We start from the raw sequence: 16,571 nt of genomic DNA, 5'->3' as shown, positions 1-16,571 counted from the left end.
TGGGGCCGCGCAGGACGGCACCGGCGAGCGTGGCCTGTTCAGACCGCTGATCAGCGTATTCCCGGTTGAGTCAACCGGGCCCCCGCGGCGGGGCGAGCCCCGCGCGGCTCACGGCTCGCCCGGCTTGAAGGGCGGCTCCTTGCCGGGCGGCACGCCCTCCTCGGCCATGCTGAGCAGCATCGCCACCGTGACGTAGGTGCCGGTCAGGGCCGTGAGGTCGACCACGCCCTGCTCGCCCAGCACGGCCTTCGCCCGCGCGAAGGTCTCGTCCGAGACCGCGTGCTTGGTGGAGAGCTCCATGCAGAAATCGTAGACCGCCTCCTCGTCGGGCTTCATGCCGCGCGGGCGCCGATTGGCCTTGAGATCGGCCGCGACCTCCTCGGACAGGCCCGCCTTGAGGGCCAGCGGATGATGCGCGTACCACTCGACCTGCGAGCGCCACAGCCGCCCCGTGATCAGGATCGCGAACTCGTTCAGCCGCGTCGGCACCGAGGTGTGCCAGCGCAGGTAGTCGAGGAGATCGTACATCCGCTGCGCCATCTCGGGACTGCGGATCATCGGGTTGTAGGGGCCGGCGAGCCCGACGCTGGAGATCTTCATGATCTTCTCGCCGAGCGGGCGCTGCTGGTCGGTGAGGGTCTCCAGCGTGAGTTGCGGGAAGCGCGGCTCCCTGCCGAGGGCCGGCGCCCGCCCCTGCCAGGCGGTCAGCCCGCCCGCCCCGAGCCCGGCGAGGAGCACGAATCCCACGAGGTTGCGTCGCATCGGCCTGTCCTCCCTGGCGCGGGCCCGTCGGGATGCGGGCCGCGCGCGACGCGGGCCCGTCGGGATGCGGGCCGCGCGCGAGGCGGGCCCGCCGGGATGCGGGCTCCGCGCCGGGATAAAGTCGACCGCGTGGCAGCCGATGTCCAGCCGGCCGCCGCGCGGGCGCCGTCGGGCGGGGCAGGCCGGACAGCAGCATGCCGGCAGGCAGGGTCCGTCGCCGGATCAGGCTCTCGATCGTGCGGGCGGCCCCGGACGATCACGCGATCACAGGATCGGATTTCATGAGGTGCGGCTTTACCGCAACCTGACTTGGGGACATCCATGCGGCCGAGGCAGGGGCCAGGGCCGGCGCCCCGTGGCAGAGCCTTCCCGCGGGCGGCGCCCTGCCCCTCCGCACCGGCTCCGTTCCCACGGTCCATGCCGGATGAAATTCGTCATTCGCCTCTCTCTTCCGCCTTTTTTTGATATATTCATATGCCTATTTTGCGCAATGTCTCCGTAATTGAAATCATACTTTCTGATATTTATCAAATCAGATGCCTGAGATATCTTTCTGATGATTCAAGATCCGGCGCATTCCGACATGTGCGAAAGATCACGATTCTCGCCCCCGCGGCATTGACAAAACAGGCCAAATCGAGCGATACGGTGGCTGTTTCCAAGCGTCGTGTTTTCGGATGCCCCAGGGGACATCCGTGGAGATTTCACCGAGAGATCCGGCGCTCGCGACGCGGCAGAGGCCTCGCGGCCGTGCGGGCGCCTTCTTGGACGGCGGGTGGCCCGCGCCGCGCGGATCACTCTCGTCGCCCCTCACGGATCGGGAGTGCGCCCATGGTGGATTCCGCCCGCGACACCAGCCGGGACGGCCTGCGCAACACGATCGAGACCTTCCTGCTCACGCGCGGCAGGCCGTTCTGGCAGGTCGCCAACCGGCAGCCCTGGCTCGCGCGCCTGTTGAACCGGCTGATCGTCGACAATGCCGTGCGCAAGGCGCCGATGCGGCCGCTGCGGCTCAGCACCATGGCACCCTACAGCTCCTGGTCGTCGCTCACCGACAGGACGTGGTTCTCGCGCTACGCGCCGCCCGGAGATCTCGACCCGCTGCCGCCCCTGGACGCGGTGGCGCGCCTCTTCGTGACGCGGCCGGAAGGGCCGCGCCTGTCGACCCGCTCGACCCTCCTGTTCCCGAGCTTCGCCCAATGGTTCACGGACGGGTTCCTGATGACGGATCCCGCCGATACCCGCCGCACCCGGACCAATCACCAGATCGACCTGAGCCAGATCTACGGGCTCACCGAGGCGGTGCAGGCGGCCCTGCGGCGGCGCAGCGAGGCCCGCGGGGAGCGCGGGCGGCTCCTCTCCGAGATGCACGGCGGCGAGGAATGGGCGCCGCGCCTCTTCGACCCGGAGGGCCGGCGCGACCCGCGCTTCTCGGCCGTGCCCGATCCGGTGAAGATGCCCGACACGCTCCCGCCGGAGCGCAAGGCCACCCTCTTCGCCTTCGGGGGCGAGCGGGCCAACGCCACGCTCTTCACCGCGGCCATCAACACCCTGTTCCTGCGCGAGCACAACCGGCTCTGCGGCGTGCTCGAAGCCGCCGAGCCGGACTGGGACGACGAGCGGATCTTCCAGACCGCCCGCGCCATCAACATCGTCCAGCTGATCAAGGTCGTGGTCGAGGAGTACATCAACCACATCTCGCCCTACTGGTTCAGGCTGCTGGCCGACCCGACCCCCTGCTACGGCGCGCGGTGGAACCGCGAGAACTGGATCCCGGTGGAGTTCAACCTGCTCTACCGGTGGCACAGCCTGGTGCCCGAGCGGGTGCGATGGCGGGACGGCGAGGTCCCGATGGCCGGCACCCGCTTCGGGAACGGGCCGCTCCTGGCGGAGGGACTCGGCGCGGCCCTGCACGCCGCCAGCGCGACCGAGGCGTGGCGCCTCGGCCTCTTCAACACCGCCGAGATGCTGCGGGAGGTCGAGCGGGCGAGCGTCCAGCAGGGCCGCACCAACCGGCTGGCGAGCTACAACGACTACCGGGAATTGATGAACTATCCCCGCATCACCCGCTTCGAGCAGATCAGCGGCGATCCGGACGTGGTGGCGGCCCTGCGGGACCTGTACGGGACGGTGGACCGGATCGAGTTCTTCGTCGGGCTCTTCGCCGAGGACCTGCCGCCGCGGGCGGCGGTGCCGCCGCTGATCGGCCGCATGGTGGCGGCGGACGCGTTCTCGCACGCGCTGACCAACCCGCTCCTGTCGCCGCAGGTCTACAACGCGGACACGTTCACCCGGGCGGGCATGGCCTGCATCGCCGAGACCTCCACGCTGCGGGACATCGCGGCCCGCAACCTGCCCGGGGGCGGCCGGGGGCTGCGCATCACGATGGACCACCCGCTCCACCGCTCCTCCGCCTGATCCGGGATCCGCTTGATCGAAGCGGATCCCGGATCCCGAGCCCGCGCGGCGCCTGAGCGCGGCGCCTGAGCGCAGCCGACATCCGCATCGCCGAAATGCGAGATGGCGAAGCGATCAACCGGATGGCGCATGAGGGGCCGCGGCGCGGGGCGCCCCGCTCAGGCGTAGAAGGCCTCGACCGCGGCCACGACCCGGGCGATCTCGCCCCCCGTCATGTTGAGGAAGAGCGGCAGCCGCACGAGGCGCGCGCTGACCGAATCCGTGACCGCGAGGCTCGACCCGGCCCGCCCGTGGCGCCGCCCGGCCGGCGCCGAATGGAGCGGCACGTAGTGGAAGGTGGCCTGGATGCCGCGCGCGCCCAGATGCGCCAGGAGGCGGTTGCGGGTGTCCTCGTCGCGCGTCAGCAGCCAGAAGATGTGGCCGTTCGTCTGGGTGCCCGCCGCCTCCGGCAGGGTGACGAGGCCGCGCGCGGCGAGCGGGGCGAGGCCGGCCCGGTAGGCGTCGCAGAGGGCGCGCCGCTCGTCGCAGATCGCCGCCGCGCGCTCGAGCTGGGCCAGCAGGAACGCCGACACGATCTCGCTCGGGCCGTAGGAGGAGCCGACATCCTGCCACGTGTACTTGTCGACCTCGCCCCTCAGGAAGCGGCTGCGGTCGGTGCCCTTGTCGCGCACGATCTCGGCGCGCGCGGCGAGGCGGGGGTCGTTGACGAGGAGCGCGCCGCCCTCGCCGGCGATCACGTTCTTGGTCTCGTGGAACGACAGGCAGCCGAGATGCCCGATCGTGCCGAGGGGCCGCGCCCCGTCCCGCGCCAGATGGGCGTGGGCGGCATCCTCCACCACCACGAGCCCGCGCGCGTTCGCCACCGCCATGACGGCGTCCATCGCGCAGGCCCGCCCGGCATAGTGGACGACCGCGATCGCCCTGGTGCGGGGGGTGAGCGCGCCCTCGATGAGGCGCTCGTCGATGTTGAGGGTGTCGGGCCTGATGTCGACGAAGACCGGCGTGGCGCCGCGCAGCACGAAGGCGGTGGCGGTGGCCGAGAAGGTGAAGGAGGGCATCACGACCTCGTCGCCGGGCCCGACCTCCGCCAGGATCGCGGCCATCTCCAGGGCGGCCGTGCAGGAATGCGTCAGCAGCGCCCGGTGCGTGCCGAGTTCGGCCTTGAGCCACTCCTCGCAGCGCTGCGTGTACGGCCCGCCCCCCGCCATGCTGCCGTTGCGCAGGACATCCGCGATGTAGTCGAACTCCCGCCCGACCACCGTGGGGCGCCCGAACGGGATCCTGGACTCGGACTCGATCGTCATCCACCGCACGTTCCGTACCCCTGTTGCGCCGGGTATCGAGCAACGACAGCGCAGCGTCAATCCATCCAAGCTGTCCCGGTCTGCCTTATGTGGGGACGATCGCCCCGGTCCCGCCGCACCTGGGCCATTGGGACGCCGATGAGAGTCAGTTTCGATCAGCGTTCTTCCGGCAGACGAACCGGCCGAGATAGCGGAGTGACTGCTTTGATGCGACATCGCGACTGGATACGACTTTTCGTCTAGGGCATCGTCGGCGCGAAATCCGGAATGAGACCGCCGGATATCCATCCTCGGCGCGCGCCGGCGGCGCTCACCCGGGACCGGCGCGGGGGCGAGGCCCCGGGCCTCAGGGTCCCCCGGGTCCCGAGAGCCAGGCTTCGACGAGCCGGCCCACCGCCTCGGCGGCCGGCGCGGCGGCGCGCTTGGTCTCGGCATGGGTCGGGCTGCCGCCGTGCAGGCCGGCCGCGTGGTTGGTGACGATCGAGAGCGCGGCGACCCGCAGGCCGAGGAAGCGGGCGAGGATCACCTCCGGCACCGTCGACATCCCGACGAGGTCCGCGCCGAGGAGCCCGGCCATGCGGATCTCGGCCGGCGTCTCGAAGCTCGGGCCGGAGAACCACGCGTAGATGCCCGCGTGGAGGGGAATCCCCGCCCGCGCGGCGGCCCGCCGCAGGCCGTCCTGCAGGCCCGGATCGTAGGCGTCGACCATGGGCACGAAGCGGGCGTCGGAGGGCTCGCCGATCAGGGGGTTGAGGCCCGACAGGTTGAGATGGTCGGTGATGAGCGCCAGGGCCCCGGGGCCGGCCTCCTCGCGCAGCGACCCGGCCGCGTTGGTGAGAAGGAGGGGCGGGCCCCCCAGCGCCGCCAGGGTGGCGAGCGGCACCCGCATGGCGGCGGCATCGCCCCGCTCGTAGGGATGGACCCGGCCCGCGAAGAGCAGCACGGGCCGGCCCGCGAGCGTGCCCGCCACGAGCCGCCCGGCATGGCCCGAGACGCCGGAGAGCGGGAAATGCGGGATCTCGTCGTAGGGGAGGATGCGGGGCGACGCGATCCGCTCCGCGAGGGGGCCGAGGCCGGTGCCGGCCACGATGGCGAGCGCGAAGGGACCCGCGACGCCGCGGGCGCGCAGCGCGGCGGCGGCCGCGGCGGCGCGGGGATCGGGCGGGCTCACGCCCCGGCCCCGAGATTGTCCGGGCCGAACGAGGCGGGCAGCAGGGCGTCCAAGGTGAAGCTGCGCCGCACGCCCGCGGGCCCCGCCACGTGGATGGGCGTGTCCGGCGCGGCGAATTCCCGGATGCGCTGGCGGCAGGCGCCGCAGGGGGTCACCAGCGCCTCGCCGTCCCCGAGCACCAGCATCGCCGCGATGCGCCGTCCCCCGCTCGCCACCATGGCGGCGATGGCGCCGGCCTCCGCGCAGGTGCCGACCGGGTAGGCCGCGTTCTCGACGTTGCAGCCGGCATGGATCGCCCCGGTCTCGTCCAGGAGGGCGGCGCCGACGCGGAAGCGCGAGTAGGGCGCGTGGGCCCGGGCCTGCACGGCCCGGGCGGCGGCGAAGAGGGCGTCGGTGGCGGTCATGCGGTCGGCGAGCTCGCAGGCGGGCCCGATGATTGCCCGGGACGAGGGGGCGCTGTCGAGCCCCGCGCGGCCGCGGCCGCGGCCAGGGCCCGTCCCGGGCGCGACGGCCGCTTTCCCGCTCCTCCGGCGGCCGCTTGCCGCTACTCGGCCCGCGGCCGCGTGCTCTCGCGGAACGGATGGGCCGGGTAGGTGCCGATGAGGCGCAGCTCCCGCGAGAAGTAGGCGAGCTCGTCGAGGGCGCGGCGCAGGGGCGGCTCCTCGGGATGGCCGTCGACCTCGGCGTAGAACTGCGTCGCGGTGAACTGGCCCTCGACCATGTAGCTCTCGAGCTTGGTCATGTTGACGCCGTTGGTGGCGAAGCCCCCAAGCGCCTTGTAGAGCGCGGCCGGCAGGTTGCGGACCCGGAACACGAAGCTCGTCACGCAGGGCCCGCTCTCGGGCGGGGGCACGGACGGCTCGCGGGCGACCACCACGAAGCGCGTCGTGTTGTGGGCCTCGTCCTCCACGTCCTGCTCGACGATGGTGAGCCCGTAGATCTCGGCCGCGAGGCGCGGCGACAGGCTCGCGCGGGTCGGATCGCCGATCTGGGCGACCTCGCGGGCGGCGCCGGCCGTGTCGCCCGCCACCACCGGCTTCAGGCCGCGGCGGCGGACCACCTTGCGGCACTGGCCGAGGGCGTGGACGTGGCTGTGGACGCTGCGCAGAGCCTCCGGATCGGCGCCCGGCAGCGCCATCAGCTGAAAATGGATCGGCAGGAACTGCTCGCCCACGATGTGCAGCCCGGAGGCCGGGAGCAGGTGGTGGATGTCCGCGACCCGGCCCGCGATGGAATTCTCGATCGGGATCATGCCGAGATCGGCGCTGCCGTCCGCCACGGCCGCGAAGGCGTCCTCGAAGGTGGGGCAGGGCAGCGGCGTCCAGTCCGGATAGGCTTCGGCGCAGATGATGTGCGAGTTCGCGCCGGGCTCGCCCTGGTAGGAGATCGTGCGGGTCATCGGGAGGGACGCGGCCTTCTGGTCAGTTGAGGCGCCTGGCCGCCATCACGGCGCGGGCGCGATCGAGGTCGTGGGGGGTGTCGACGCCGAGCGGCACGTCGTCGACGATGGTGGCGTCGATGCGCATCCCGGCCTCGAGGGCGCGCAGCTGCTCCAGCTTCTCGCGCTGCTCCAGCGGGCTCGGGCCGAGGGCGACGAAGCGCTCCAGCGCCCGGCGGCGATAGGCGTAGAGGCCGATATGGTGGTGGAGCGGCCCCTCCCCCCAGGGCGCGGTCGCGCGGGTGAAGTAGAGGGCGCGCAGCCGCGTGGGCGAGACCGGCGAGCCCACCACCTTGACCACGCTCGGCTCGGTGCGCTCCTCGGGTCGCGTGATCACGGCGCAGAGGGTCGCGATGTCGACGGCGCGGTCGGCGAGCGGGGTCACGGAGGCGGCGATGACGGCGGGGTCGATCGTCGGCAGGTCGCCCTGCACGTTCACCACCACGTCGTGGCGCCCCTCCGGGTCGATGATCGCGAGCGCCTCCGCGAGGCGGTCGGAGCCCGAGGGGTGGTCGGGCCGGGTCAGCACCCCGAGCCCGCCCACGGCCTCCACCGCCGCCACGATGGCGGGCGTGTCGGTGCAGACCACGACCGGGCCGAGACCCGACTCGATCGCGCGGCGCCAGACGTGGACGATCATCGGCTCGCCGCAGATCTCCGCGAGCGGCTTGTCCGGCAGGCGGGTCGCCGCGAGGCGGGCGGGGATCAGGATCAGCGGATCGGACATGGACGAACCGGAGAGGAGCGAGAGGCGCGAGCCGGGATTCGCGCGCTCCATAGACCATATCCGGGTCTGCCCGCCACCGCGGCGCCGCCCGGGCCGCGCTCAAGTGCGGCCCGGGCCGCGTCTGCGACCAACCGACGTTGGTTGGAGCCATTGTCAATGGCGCGGGAGAACGGCTAAGCACCCCGCCGTGTGTTCCCCGCGCGCGCGGCCGGTTCGGGCCGTCCCCGCCACCTCCAACCGCCTACGAGGCCCTGCTCGTTCGAGCACCGGAGCTGCCGAGACATGGATTCCTTCGAGCTTAACAAGGTCGCCGGTGCCGTGCTCGGCACGCTGTTGTTCGCGATGGGCACGGGCTTCCTCGCCGAGCTGATCTACAAGCCGAAGCCGGCGGGCGATCGCGGCTACGCGCTCGCGGCCGCCACCGAGGCGCCGGCGGGCGGCGGCGAGGCGGCGCCCAAGGAGGAGCCCCTGCCGGTGCGCCTCGCCAGCGCCGACGCCGCCAAGGGCCAGTCGGCGGCCAAGAAATGTGCGGCCTGTCACAACTTCGACAAGGGCGGCGCGAACAAGGTCGGGCCGAATCTCTGGGGCGTCGTGGGCCGGCCGAAGGGCAGCCACGAGGGCTTCAACTACTCGGCCGCGATGAAGGCCAAGGGCGGCGACTGGAGCTACGAGGACCTGGACCAGTTCATCCACAACCCGAAGGGCTACGTGCAGGGCACGATCATGGCCTTCGCGGGCGTGTCCTCCGGCGCCGAGCGCGCCGACATCCTGGCCTACCTGAAGACGCTCTCGGACAAGCCGGTCGACTTTCCCAAGCCCTGATGCCCAAGCCTTGATGCCTAAGCCTTGATGCTCAAGCCCTGATCCGAAAGCCTTGATCCCGGATCCCGACCGGGGCGGACCATCGTCGGCGCGGAAGGCCGGGCGCCCGCCCGGCCTTCGTCGTGTCATGCCAAATCCGCTTGATCCCTTCGGGATGGCGGATTTGGGCTTCGCTCAGGCGCCGCGCGGGCTGGTGATCCGCTTGATCCCTTCGGGATGGCGGATGTGGGCTTCGCTCAGGCGCCGCGCGGGCGTGTGATCCGGGATCCGCTTCGATCAAGCGGATCCCGGATCACGGCCCTGCCAGCCGAGATCGCCGCGCGGGCGGGCACACCGCGTGCCGATCGGCACTTGTGCGCTCCCATCGACCCGATATCCCATCCCGCATGGGAGGCATTCGGCTGGGAGGCGATGCGTGACCGGATCCGTCGGGCGGGCGCTCCTGATTCTGCTCACGCTCTGCCTCTCCGCGGCGGCCGCCAGGGCCGAGCGGCGCCTCGCCTTCGTGGTCGGCGTCAACGCCTACGCGAATCTCCCCCAGGGGATGCAGCTCGAGCGGGCGGTGCGCGACGCCGAGACCGTGGCGGACGCGCTGCAATCCCTCGATTTCCGCGTCGCGCGCCTGACCCGCGAGGCGACGCTCACCGGCTTCCTCACCGCCTTCGGGGCCTTCACCCGCGAGGTCGAGCCGGGCGACACGGTGCTGTTCTACTTCGCGGGCCACGGCGTCGCCCTCGACGGCGTCAACTACCTGATCCCGGCCGACATCCCCTCGCTGGCGGCGGGCGGCGAGGGCGTGGTGCGCAAGCTCGCCCTCGCCGAGGCCGACATCATCCAGGACATCCAGTCCCGCGGCGCCCGGGTCACGATCCTGGTGATCGATGCCTGCCGGGACAACCCCTTCCCGAAGGCCGGGTCGCGCACGCTCGGCGCGCCCCGCGGCCTCGCGTTCAAGGAACCGCCGCAGGGCGTGTTCTCGCTCTACTCGGCCGGGGCGGGCCAGCAGGCCCTCGACCGCCTCCCCGGCAGCGACCCGAGCCCCAACTCGGTCTTCACCCGCGTCTTCGCCGCCGAGCTGCGCAAGCCCGGCACCAGCCTCGTCGATCTCGGCGAGACGGTGCGCGAGGAGGTGGCCGCCCTCGCCCGCCGGGCGAACCACGACCAGATCCCGGCCGTCTACAACCAGGTGCTCGGCGCGCGGCGGATCATGCTGGCCGGCGCGCGGGCCGAGCCGCCCGCGCCCGCCGCGCCCCGGGCCGACGAGATCGCGTGGCGCTTCCTCAAGACCAGCACCGACCCGGAGGCCCTGCGCAGCTTCGTCGCGCAGTTCGGCGACAGCCCGCTGCGGGCGGAGGCCCAGGCCCGCCTCGCCGAGATCGAGACGAGCCGGCGCCAGACGGTCGCCGCGCTGCCGCGCCCGACGCTGCGCCGGGTCGGCGACGAGGCCCTCTGCGACGAACTCGCCGCCGTCTCCGACGGGCGCGAGCGCGCGCCGGGCCTGCGCGGCGTGCCGCTCGACAAGATCGACGCCCGGCGCGCGGTCGAGGCCTGCCGGGCGGCGACGCGGGCGGCTCCCGACAACCCGCGCTACGCGGTGCAACTCGGCCGGGCCCTGCACGCCGACAAGCAGTACGGCGACGCGGCGGCCTGGTACCGCCGCGCGGCCGATCAGGGCAGCGCGCAGGCCCTCAACAACCTCGCCACCCTGACGCTGGAGGGGCTCGGCGGCCTGGAGCGCAGCCCCGACGAGGCGCTCCGCCTGTTCCACCGCGCGGCCGAGCGCGGCAGCGTCGCGGCGATGCGCAACCTCGGCAACCTCTACCGGACCGGCAGGCAGGGGGTGGCGAAGGATTCCGCCGAGGCCGTGCGCTGGTACAGGGCGGCGGTCGAGCGCGAGGATGCCGCCGCCATGGTGGAGCTCGGCGTGATGACGGCCCGCGGCGAGGGCGTGCCGAAGGACGAGGCCGAGGCGGGACGGCTCTACGCGCGGGCCGAGCGCCTCGGCAACGCGGCGGCCCAGAACAACCTCGGCCTGTTCCTGCTGCACGGGAAGGGCGGGTTCGCCAAGGACGAGGCGGAGGCCGCGCGCCTGTTCCGCCGCGCCGCCGAGGCGGGCAATGCCCACGCGATGGCGCATCTCGGCTGGATGACCAAGCTCGGCAAGGGTGGCCTGGCGAAGGACGACGTCGAGGCCGTGCGGCTCTACCGCAGGTCGGCGGAGGCCGGGAACAGCCTCGGCATGGCCTACCTGGCGGCGATGTACCGGGAGGGGCGCGGCGGCCTGCCAGAGGACGCGCGGGAGGCGCGCAGGCTCTACGAGCGCGCCGCCGAGGAGGGCAGCGCGGTCGGGCGGGCGGGCCTCGCCTTCCTGCACGAGCGGGGGCTCGGCGGCCTGCCGCGCAACGAGGCCGAGGCGCTGCGCCTCTACCGGCTCGCCGCCGAGGAGAACAACGGCGTCGCGATCGACCATCTCGGCCAGTTCCACCGGGACGGCAAGGGCGGGCTGCGGCCCGATCCGCAGGCCGCCATGGCGCAGTTCCGGCGGGCGGCCGATCTCGGCTTCGCCCCCGCCATGGCCCATCTGGGCGCGCTCTACGAGAAGCGCCGCAACGCCGCCGAGGCCCTGGCCTGGTACCGCAGGGCCGCCGACCTCGACGACCCGCTCGGGCTCTACCTCCTGGGCCAGGCCCACGAGACCGGGCTCGGGATGCCCCGGAACCGGGGCGAGGCGCTGCGCCTCTACGGGCGGGCCGCCGAACTCGGCCATGCGGGGGCGGCGGCCGCCCTGCGGCGCCTCGGCAGGAGGGTGTGAGGGCCAGGAAGGCCTGAGGGCAAGAAGTCTAGGGGCAGAGGGTCTGGGGCAAGAGGATCTGGGGCAAGAGGGTCTGGGGCAAGAGGGTCTGGGGCAAGAGGGTGTGGGGCAAGAGGGCGTGAGGGGCCGGGCGGCTGCGCGCATCGGGCAGGTGGCGCCAGGGGAGCGCGGGACGTAAACACGGGATCATCGCCGCGCCCGGCCCGTCGCCCGGGCGCCCAGACGGAGGATCGTCCCGCGTGACCGCACGCCGCCCCGCCGCGCTCGCCCTTCTTCTCTGCCTGACGGGTGGCCTCGCGCCCGCGCCGGCCCTCGCCGACCCGCCCTGGCGCCACGGCCTGACGCTGCTCGGCACGCCCAAATACCCCGCCGACTTCACCCATTTCGCCTATGCCGACCCGGAGGCGCCCAAGGGCGGGCTCCTGCGCCTCGGCCAGCAGGGCTCCTTCGACAACCTCAACCTGATCGTCTCGGGGGTGAAGGGCGACCTCGAGGGCGAGGTCCCGCTCATCTACGACACGCTGATGACCGAGGCGCTCGACGAGCCCTTCACGTCCTACGGGCTCCTCGCGGAGGGCGTGCAGGTGGCGGAGGATCTCGGCAGCGTCACCTACCGGCTGCGGCCGCAGGCGAAGTGGCACGACGGCGCGCCGGTCACGCCGGCGGACGTGATCTTCTCGTTCGGGATCCTCAAGGAGAACAGCCCGCTCTACGCCTCCTACTACCACAACGTCGCCAAGGTCGAGGCGGTCGGGGAGCGCGAGGTGCGCTTCACGTTCTCGGAGACCGGCAACCGGGAATTGCCGCAGATCGTCGGCCAGATGCCGGTGCTGCCCAAGCACTGGTGGGAGGGCCGGGATGGCGGCGGGCATCCCCGCAAGCCGACCGAGACGACCCTGGAGATCCCGCTCGGCTCCGGTCCCTACCGGATCGCCAAGCTCGATCCCGGCCGCAGCATCACCTACGAGCGGGTGGCGGATTACTGGGGCCGCGACATCCCGGTGAACAAGGGCCGCTTCAACTTCGACGCCCTGCGCAACGAGTATTTTCGCGACGGCACGGTGCTGATCGAGGCCTTCAAGGCCGACCAGTTCGACTGGCGCAGCGAGAACATCGCCCGCAACTGGGCCACCGCCTACGACGGCTTCCCGGCCGTGCGCGAGGGGCGGATCGTCAAGGAGGAGTTCCCCTCCCGCGGCAGCGGCATCATGCAGTGCTTCACCTTCAACCTGCGCCGCGCGAAATTCGCCGATCCGCGGGTGCGCCGGGCGCTCAACCTCGCCTTCGACTTCGAGGAGATGAACCGCACCCTGTTCTACGGGCTCTACAAGCGGATCGATTCCTACTTCTTCGGCACCGAACTCGCCGCCTCGGGGCTGCCGGAGGGACGCGAGCGCGAGATCCTGGAGAGCGTCAGGGACAAGATCCCCGAGAAGGTCTTCACCGAGCCCTACCGCAACCCGGTCAACGGCAGCGCGGAGGCGCAGCGCACCAACCTGCGCGAGGCGGTGCGCCTCCTCCAGGCGGCCGGCTACGCGCAGCGGGGCGGCCAGATGGTCGAGGCGGCCTCCGGCCAGCCCCTCACCATCGAGTTCCTGGGCTACGACAACTCGGCCGAGCGCGTGGTGCTGCCCTATCGCCAGCAGCTCGAGCGGCTCGGCATCAAGGTCATGTTGCGGATCGTCGACCCGGCCCAGTACCAGAACCTCGTGCGCGGCTTCGACTTCGACGCGCTGGCGCTGAATTCCTGGCCGGAATCGCTCTCGCCCGGCAACGAGCAGCGCGATTTCTGGGGCTCCGCCGCCGCCGACAGGCCGGGCTCGCGCAACCTCGCCGGCATCAAGGATGCGGGCATCGACGCGCTGATCGAGAAGGTGATCTTCGCCCGCGACCGGGACGAGCTCGTCGCGGCGACCCGCGCGCTCGACCGGGTGCTGCTCGCCCACGACTACGTGGTGCCGCAATGGGCCGCCGGGGTGAGCCGGACGCTGCGCTGGAACCGCTTCGCGCATCCGGCGGTGCTGCCGACGTATGGCGGCTCGGGCTTCCCCTGGACCTGGTGGTACGACCGGACCCTCGCCGCCAAGACCGGGGCGGCGCGATGAGCCCGACCCGCCGCGCCCTGCTGCGGCTCGCCGGCAGCGCCGCCCTCGCGGGGACGCTGCCGCGGGCCGGCCGCGCGCAGGGGACAGCTGCGCAGGACGGCCGCCCCCCCGCGGGCGAGCGCCACGGCCTGTCGAGCTTCGGCGAGTTGAAATACCCGGCCGACTTCCCGCGCTTCGACTATGTCGAGCCGATGGCGCCGCGCGGCGGCACCTTCTCGACCCAGATCGCCACCACGGCGGGCAACCAAGCCTTCGAGACCTTCAACACGCTCAACATCTACGTGCTGAAGGGCGACGGCGCGGCCGGGATGGACCTGACCTTCGACAGCCTGATGACGCGCGCCCTCGACGAGCCGGACGCGCTCTACGGGCTCGTCGCCCGCGCGGTGCGGGTGAGCGAGGACGGCCTCAGCTATCGCTTCACCTTGCGCCCGCAGGCGCGCTTCCACGACGGCTCGCGGCTCACCGCCCGGGACGTCGCCTTCTCGATCCGGATCCTGCGGGACAAGGGCCACCCGCGGATCGCCTCGGTGCTGCGCGACGTCGCCGACGCGGTGCCGGAGGGCGACGAGGCGGTCACCGTCACCTTCGCGCCCGGCCGCAGCCGCGACCTGCCGCTCGTCGTGGCGGAGCTCCCGATCTTCTCGGAGGCCTATTACGCGGCCCGCGACTTCGAGGCCTCGACCCTGGACGCCCCCCTCGGCTCCGGGCCCTACCAGGTCGCCCGCTTCGAGGTCGGGCGCTTCATCGCCTTCGATCGGGTGCGCGACTACTGGGGCGCCGACCTGCCGGTGAATGTCGGGCAGAACAATTTCGACGAGATCCGCTACGAGTATTTCCGCGACCGCGACGTCGCCTTCGAGGCCTTCAAGGCCGGAGCCTTCACCTGGCGGGAGGAGTTCACCTCGCGGGTCTGGGCCACGGGCTACGACTTCCCGGCCGCCCAGGAGGGGCGGGTCAAGCGCGAGACCGTGCCGGACGCCACCCCGTCGGGCACGCAGGGCTGGTTCTTCAACACCCGCCGCCCGGTCTTCAAGGACCCGCGCATCCGCGAGGCGATCGGGCTCGCCTTCGACTTCGAGTGGTCGAACCAGAACCTGATGTACGGCGCCTATCGGCGGACCGCCTCGTTCTTCGAGAATTCCGACCTGAAGGCCGAGGGACCGCCCGGGCCGGAGGAGCTCGCCCTCCTCGAACCCTTCCGGGGCAGGCTGCCGGACGAGGTGTTCGGCGCGCCCTGGTCCCCGCCCCGCTCGGACGGCTCGGGCCAGGACCGGGCGCTGCTGCGGCGGGCCGACGCGCTGCTGCGCGAGGCGGGCTGCACCCGCGAGGGCGGCCAGATCAGGCTGCCGGACGGCCAGCCCCTCGCCTTCGAGTTCCTGGATTCGAGCCCGGTCTTCCAGCCCCTGGTGCAGCCCTTCATCAAGAACCTCTCGCTCCTGGGCATCCGGGCGAGTTCGCGCATGGTGGACCCGGCCCAGTACCAGGCGCGGCTCAAGGAGTTCGACTTCGACGTGGTCTCGACCCGGTTCGGGGGTTCGGTGACGCCGGGCGCGGGGCTGCGGGAGATCTATGCGAGCCGCAGCGCCGCCGTGCCGGGCTCGCAGAACCTCGCCGGCATCGCCGACCCGGCGGTCGACGCGATGCTGGACCGGGTCGCCAACGCGGCGACCCGGGCGGAGCTCACCACCGCCTGCCGGGCCCTCGACCGCTGCCTGCGGGTCGGCCGCTACTGGGTGCCGATGTGGTACTCGGCGCAGCACCGGCTCGCCCTCTGGGACCTGTACGGCCGGCCGGCCGCTCTGCCGCGCTACGGGCTCGGGGCGCCGGCGATCTGGTGGTACGACGCCGCCCGCGCGCGGCGCATCGGGCGGGGGTGAGGGCGGATGGCGAACTACATCCTGCGGCGCCTGCTCCTGATGGTCCCGACGATCTTCGGGATCATGCTGATCTCCTTCGTGATCGTGCAATTCGCCCCCGGCGGCCCGGTGGAGCGGGTGCTCGCCCAGCTCCAGGGCCAGAGCGCGATGTCGCGGGTGAGCGGCGGGTCCGGCGATCTCGGGGCGGGGGCGGCGCCGCGCGGCGGCGGGGGCGAGGCGAATTCCCGCTACCGCGGCGCGCAGGGCCTCGACCCCGCCTTCATCAAGCGCCTGGAGCAGCAATTCGGCTTCGACCGGCCGGCGCCCGAGCGCTTCGCCAAGATGCTGTGGGACTACGCCCGCTTCGACTTCGGCAAGAGCTACTTCCGCGACGTCTCGGTGCTGGAGCTGATCCGCGAGAAGCTGCCGGTCTCGGTGACGCTCGGGCTGTGGATGACGCTGATCTCCTACGCGGTCTCGATCCCGCTCGGGATCCACAAGGCGGTGCGGGACGGCTCGCCCTTCGACGTCTGGACCTCGGGCGTGGTCATCGTCGGCTACGCGATCCCCGGCTTCCTGTTCGCGATCCTGCTGATCGTGCTGTTCGCGGGCGGCTCCTTCCTGCAGATCTTCCCGCTGCGCGGCCTGACCAGCGAGGGATGGCAGACCTTCCCGCCCTGGCAGAAGGTGACGGACTACCTCTGGCACATCACGCTGCCGATCGTCTCGATGGCGCTCGGCGCCTTCGCGACCTCGACGCTCCTCACCAAGAACTCGTTCCTGGACGAGATCCGCAAGCAGTACGTGCTCACCGCCCGCATGAAGGGCCTGTCCGAGCGGCAGGTCCTGTACGGGCACGTCTTCCGGAACGCCATGCTGATCGTGGTGGCGGGCTTCCCGGGCGCCTTCATCTCGGCCTTCTTCGCCGGCTCGCTCCTCATCGAGACCATCTTCTCCCTCGACGGCCTCGGCCTGCTGTCCTTCGAGTCGATCGTGAACCGGGACTACCCGGTGGTGTTCGCCAACCTCTACATCTTCTCGCTGGTCGGGCTGGTGGTGAACCTGATCTCCGACCTGACCTACAGCTGGATCGACCCGCGGATCGACTTCGAGAGCCGGGCCGCGTGAGCGCCGGCCGGGCCCCAAGCGGCGC

General features: G+C 72.1%; 12 protein-coding genes. 6 read left to right on the top strand and 6 right to left on the bottom strand.

What is annotated here, in order from left to right:
* Positions 1–108: 108 nt before the first annotated feature.
* Complete coding sequence (locus QA634_RS08230) at positions 109–762, bottom strand: carboxymuconolactone decarboxylase family protein (protein WP_012331534.1); 654 nt, start codon at positions 760–762, stop codon at positions 109–111.
* Positions 763–1,593: 831 nt separating this feature from the next.
* On the opposite strand from QA634_RS08230, the gene QA634_RS08225 reads away from it, so the two are divergent.
* Positions 1,594–3,180 carry a peroxidase family protein gene (locus QA634_RS08225; RefSeq protein ID WP_012331533.1) on the top strand — a complete coding sequence of 529 codons (1,587 nt, stop codon included), beginning with the start codon at positions 1,594–1,596 and terminating at the stop codon, positions 3,178–3,180.
* A gap of 158 nt (positions 3,181–3,338) precedes the next feature.
* Here QA634_RS08225 and rffA read toward each other — a convergent pair whose 3' ends face one another.
* The 5 genes from rffA to QA634_RS08200 form a co-directional block, all read right to left on the bottom strand.
* Positions 3,339–4,484, bottom strand: coding sequence for a dTDP-4-amino-4,6-dideoxygalactose transaminase (gene rffA, locus QA634_RS08220; RefSeq protein WP_012331532.1), 1,146 nt, complete (start codon positions 4,482–4,484; stop codon positions 3,339–3,341).
* A 346-nt stretch (positions 4,485–4,830) separates the two neighbouring features.
* Positions 4,831–5,655 (bottom strand): purine-nucleoside phosphorylase, encoded by an 825-nt coding sequence (locus QA634_RS08215; protein ID WP_012331531.1) that lies wholly within the window; start codon positions 5,653–5,655, stop codon positions 4,831–4,833.
* Positions 5,652–6,059, bottom strand: a complete 408-nt coding sequence (locus tag QA634_RS08210) for a cytidine deaminase (RefSeq protein WP_012331530.1) — start codon at positions 6,057–6,059, stop codon at positions 5,652–5,654. The genes QA634_RS08215 and QA634_RS08210 overlap by 4 nt, the downstream gene beginning before the upstream one ends.
* Positions 6,060–6,199: 140 nt before the next feature.
* Positions 6,200–7,054, bottom strand: coding sequence for a prephenate dehydratase (locus tag QA634_RS08205; protein ID WP_012331529.1), 855 nt, complete (start codon positions 7,052–7,054; stop codon positions 6,200–6,202).
* A 22-nt stretch (positions 7,055–7,076) separates the two neighbouring features.
* On the bottom strand, positions 7,077–7,820 hold the full coding sequence (locus QA634_RS08200) for a 3-deoxy-manno-octulosonate cytidylyltransferase (protein WP_043702154.1): 744 nt from the start codon (positions 7,818–7,820) through the stop codon (positions 7,077–7,079).
* Between the two features lie 282 nt (positions 7,821–8,102).
* Between QA634_RS08200 and QA634_RS08195 the strand changes: the two genes are divergently transcribed.
* From QA634_RS08195 to QA634_RS08175, 5 genes are all read left to right on the top strand, one after another.
* Positions 8,103–8,642, top strand: coding sequence for a c-type cytochrome (locus QA634_RS08195; RefSeq protein WP_012331527.1), 540 nt, complete (start codon positions 8,103–8,105; stop codon positions 8,640–8,642).
* A 415-nt stretch (positions 8,643–9,057) separates the two neighbouring features.
* Positions 9,058–11,454 carry a caspase family protein gene (locus tag QA634_RS08190; RefSeq protein WP_012331526.1) on the top strand — a complete coding sequence of 799 codons (2,397 nt, stop codon included), beginning with the start codon at positions 9,058–9,060 and terminating at the stop codon, positions 11,452–11,454.
* Between the two features lie 239 nt (positions 11,455–11,693).
* Positions 11,694–13,559, top strand: coding sequence for an extracellular solute-binding protein (locus tag QA634_RS08185; protein WP_012331525.1), 1,866 nt, complete (start codon positions 11,694–11,696; stop codon positions 13,557–13,559).
* Positions 13,556–15,439 carry an extracellular solute-binding protein gene (locus QA634_RS08180; protein ID WP_012331524.1) on the top strand — a complete coding sequence of 628 codons (1,884 nt, stop codon included), beginning with the start codon at positions 13,556–13,558 and terminating at the stop codon, positions 15,437–15,439. The genes QA634_RS08185 and QA634_RS08180 overlap by 4 nt, the downstream gene beginning before the upstream one ends.
* A 6-nt stretch (positions 15,440–15,445) precedes the next feature.
* Entirely contained in the window at positions 15,446–16,546 is a 1,101-nt protein-coding gene (locus QA634_RS08175; RefSeq protein WP_012331523.1) for a microcin C ABC transporter permease YejB, read from the top strand.
* The last annotated feature ends 25 nt before the right edge of the window (positions 16,547–16,571 follow it).

The sequence above is a fragment of the Methylobacterium sp. CB376 genome (assembly GCF_029714205.1).
In the GTDB taxonomy this organism is placed as follows: Bacteria; Pseudomonadota; Alphaproteobacteria; order Rhizobiales; family Beijerinckiaceae; genus Methylobacterium.
Note: the sequence above shows the minus strand (reverse complement) of the source record. Positions and strands in the feature narration are given on the sequence as shown.

Coding starts and splice junctions, on each gene's coding strand:
- QA634_RS08175 (WP_012331523.1), top strand. CDS start 15,446: ATGGCGAACTACATCCTGCGGCGCCTGCTCCTGATGGTCCCGACGATC.
- QA634_RS08180 (WP_012331524.1), top strand. CDS start 13,556: ATGAGCCCGACCCGCCGCGCCCTGCTGCGGCTCGCCGGCAGCGCCGCC.
- QA634_RS08225 (WP_012331533.1), top strand. CDS start 1,594: ATGGTGGATTCCGCCCGCGACACCAGCCGGGACGGCCTGCGCAACACG.
- rffA (WP_012331532.1), bottom strand. CDS start 4,484: ATGACGATCGAGTCCGAGTCCAGGATCCCGTTCGGGCGCCCCACGGTG.
- QA634_RS08210 (WP_012331530.1), bottom strand. CDS start 6,059: ATGACCGCCACCGACGCCCTCTTCGCCGCCGCCCGGGCCGTGCAGGCC.
- QA634_RS08205 (WP_012331529.1), bottom strand. CDS start 7,054: ATGACCCGCACGATCTCCTACCAGGGCGAGCCCGGCGCGAACTCGCAC.
- QA634_RS08195 (WP_012331527.1), top strand. CDS start 8,103: ATGGATTCCTTCGAGCTTAACAAGGTCGCCGGTGCCGTGCTCGGCACG.
- QA634_RS08200 (WP_043702154.1), bottom strand. CDS start 7,820: ATGTCCGATCCGCTGATCCTGATCCCCGCCCGCCTCGCGGCGACCCGC.
- QA634_RS08230 (WP_012331534.1), bottom strand. CDS start 762: ATGCGACGCAACCTCGTGGGATTCGTGCTCCTCGCCGGGCTCGGGGCG.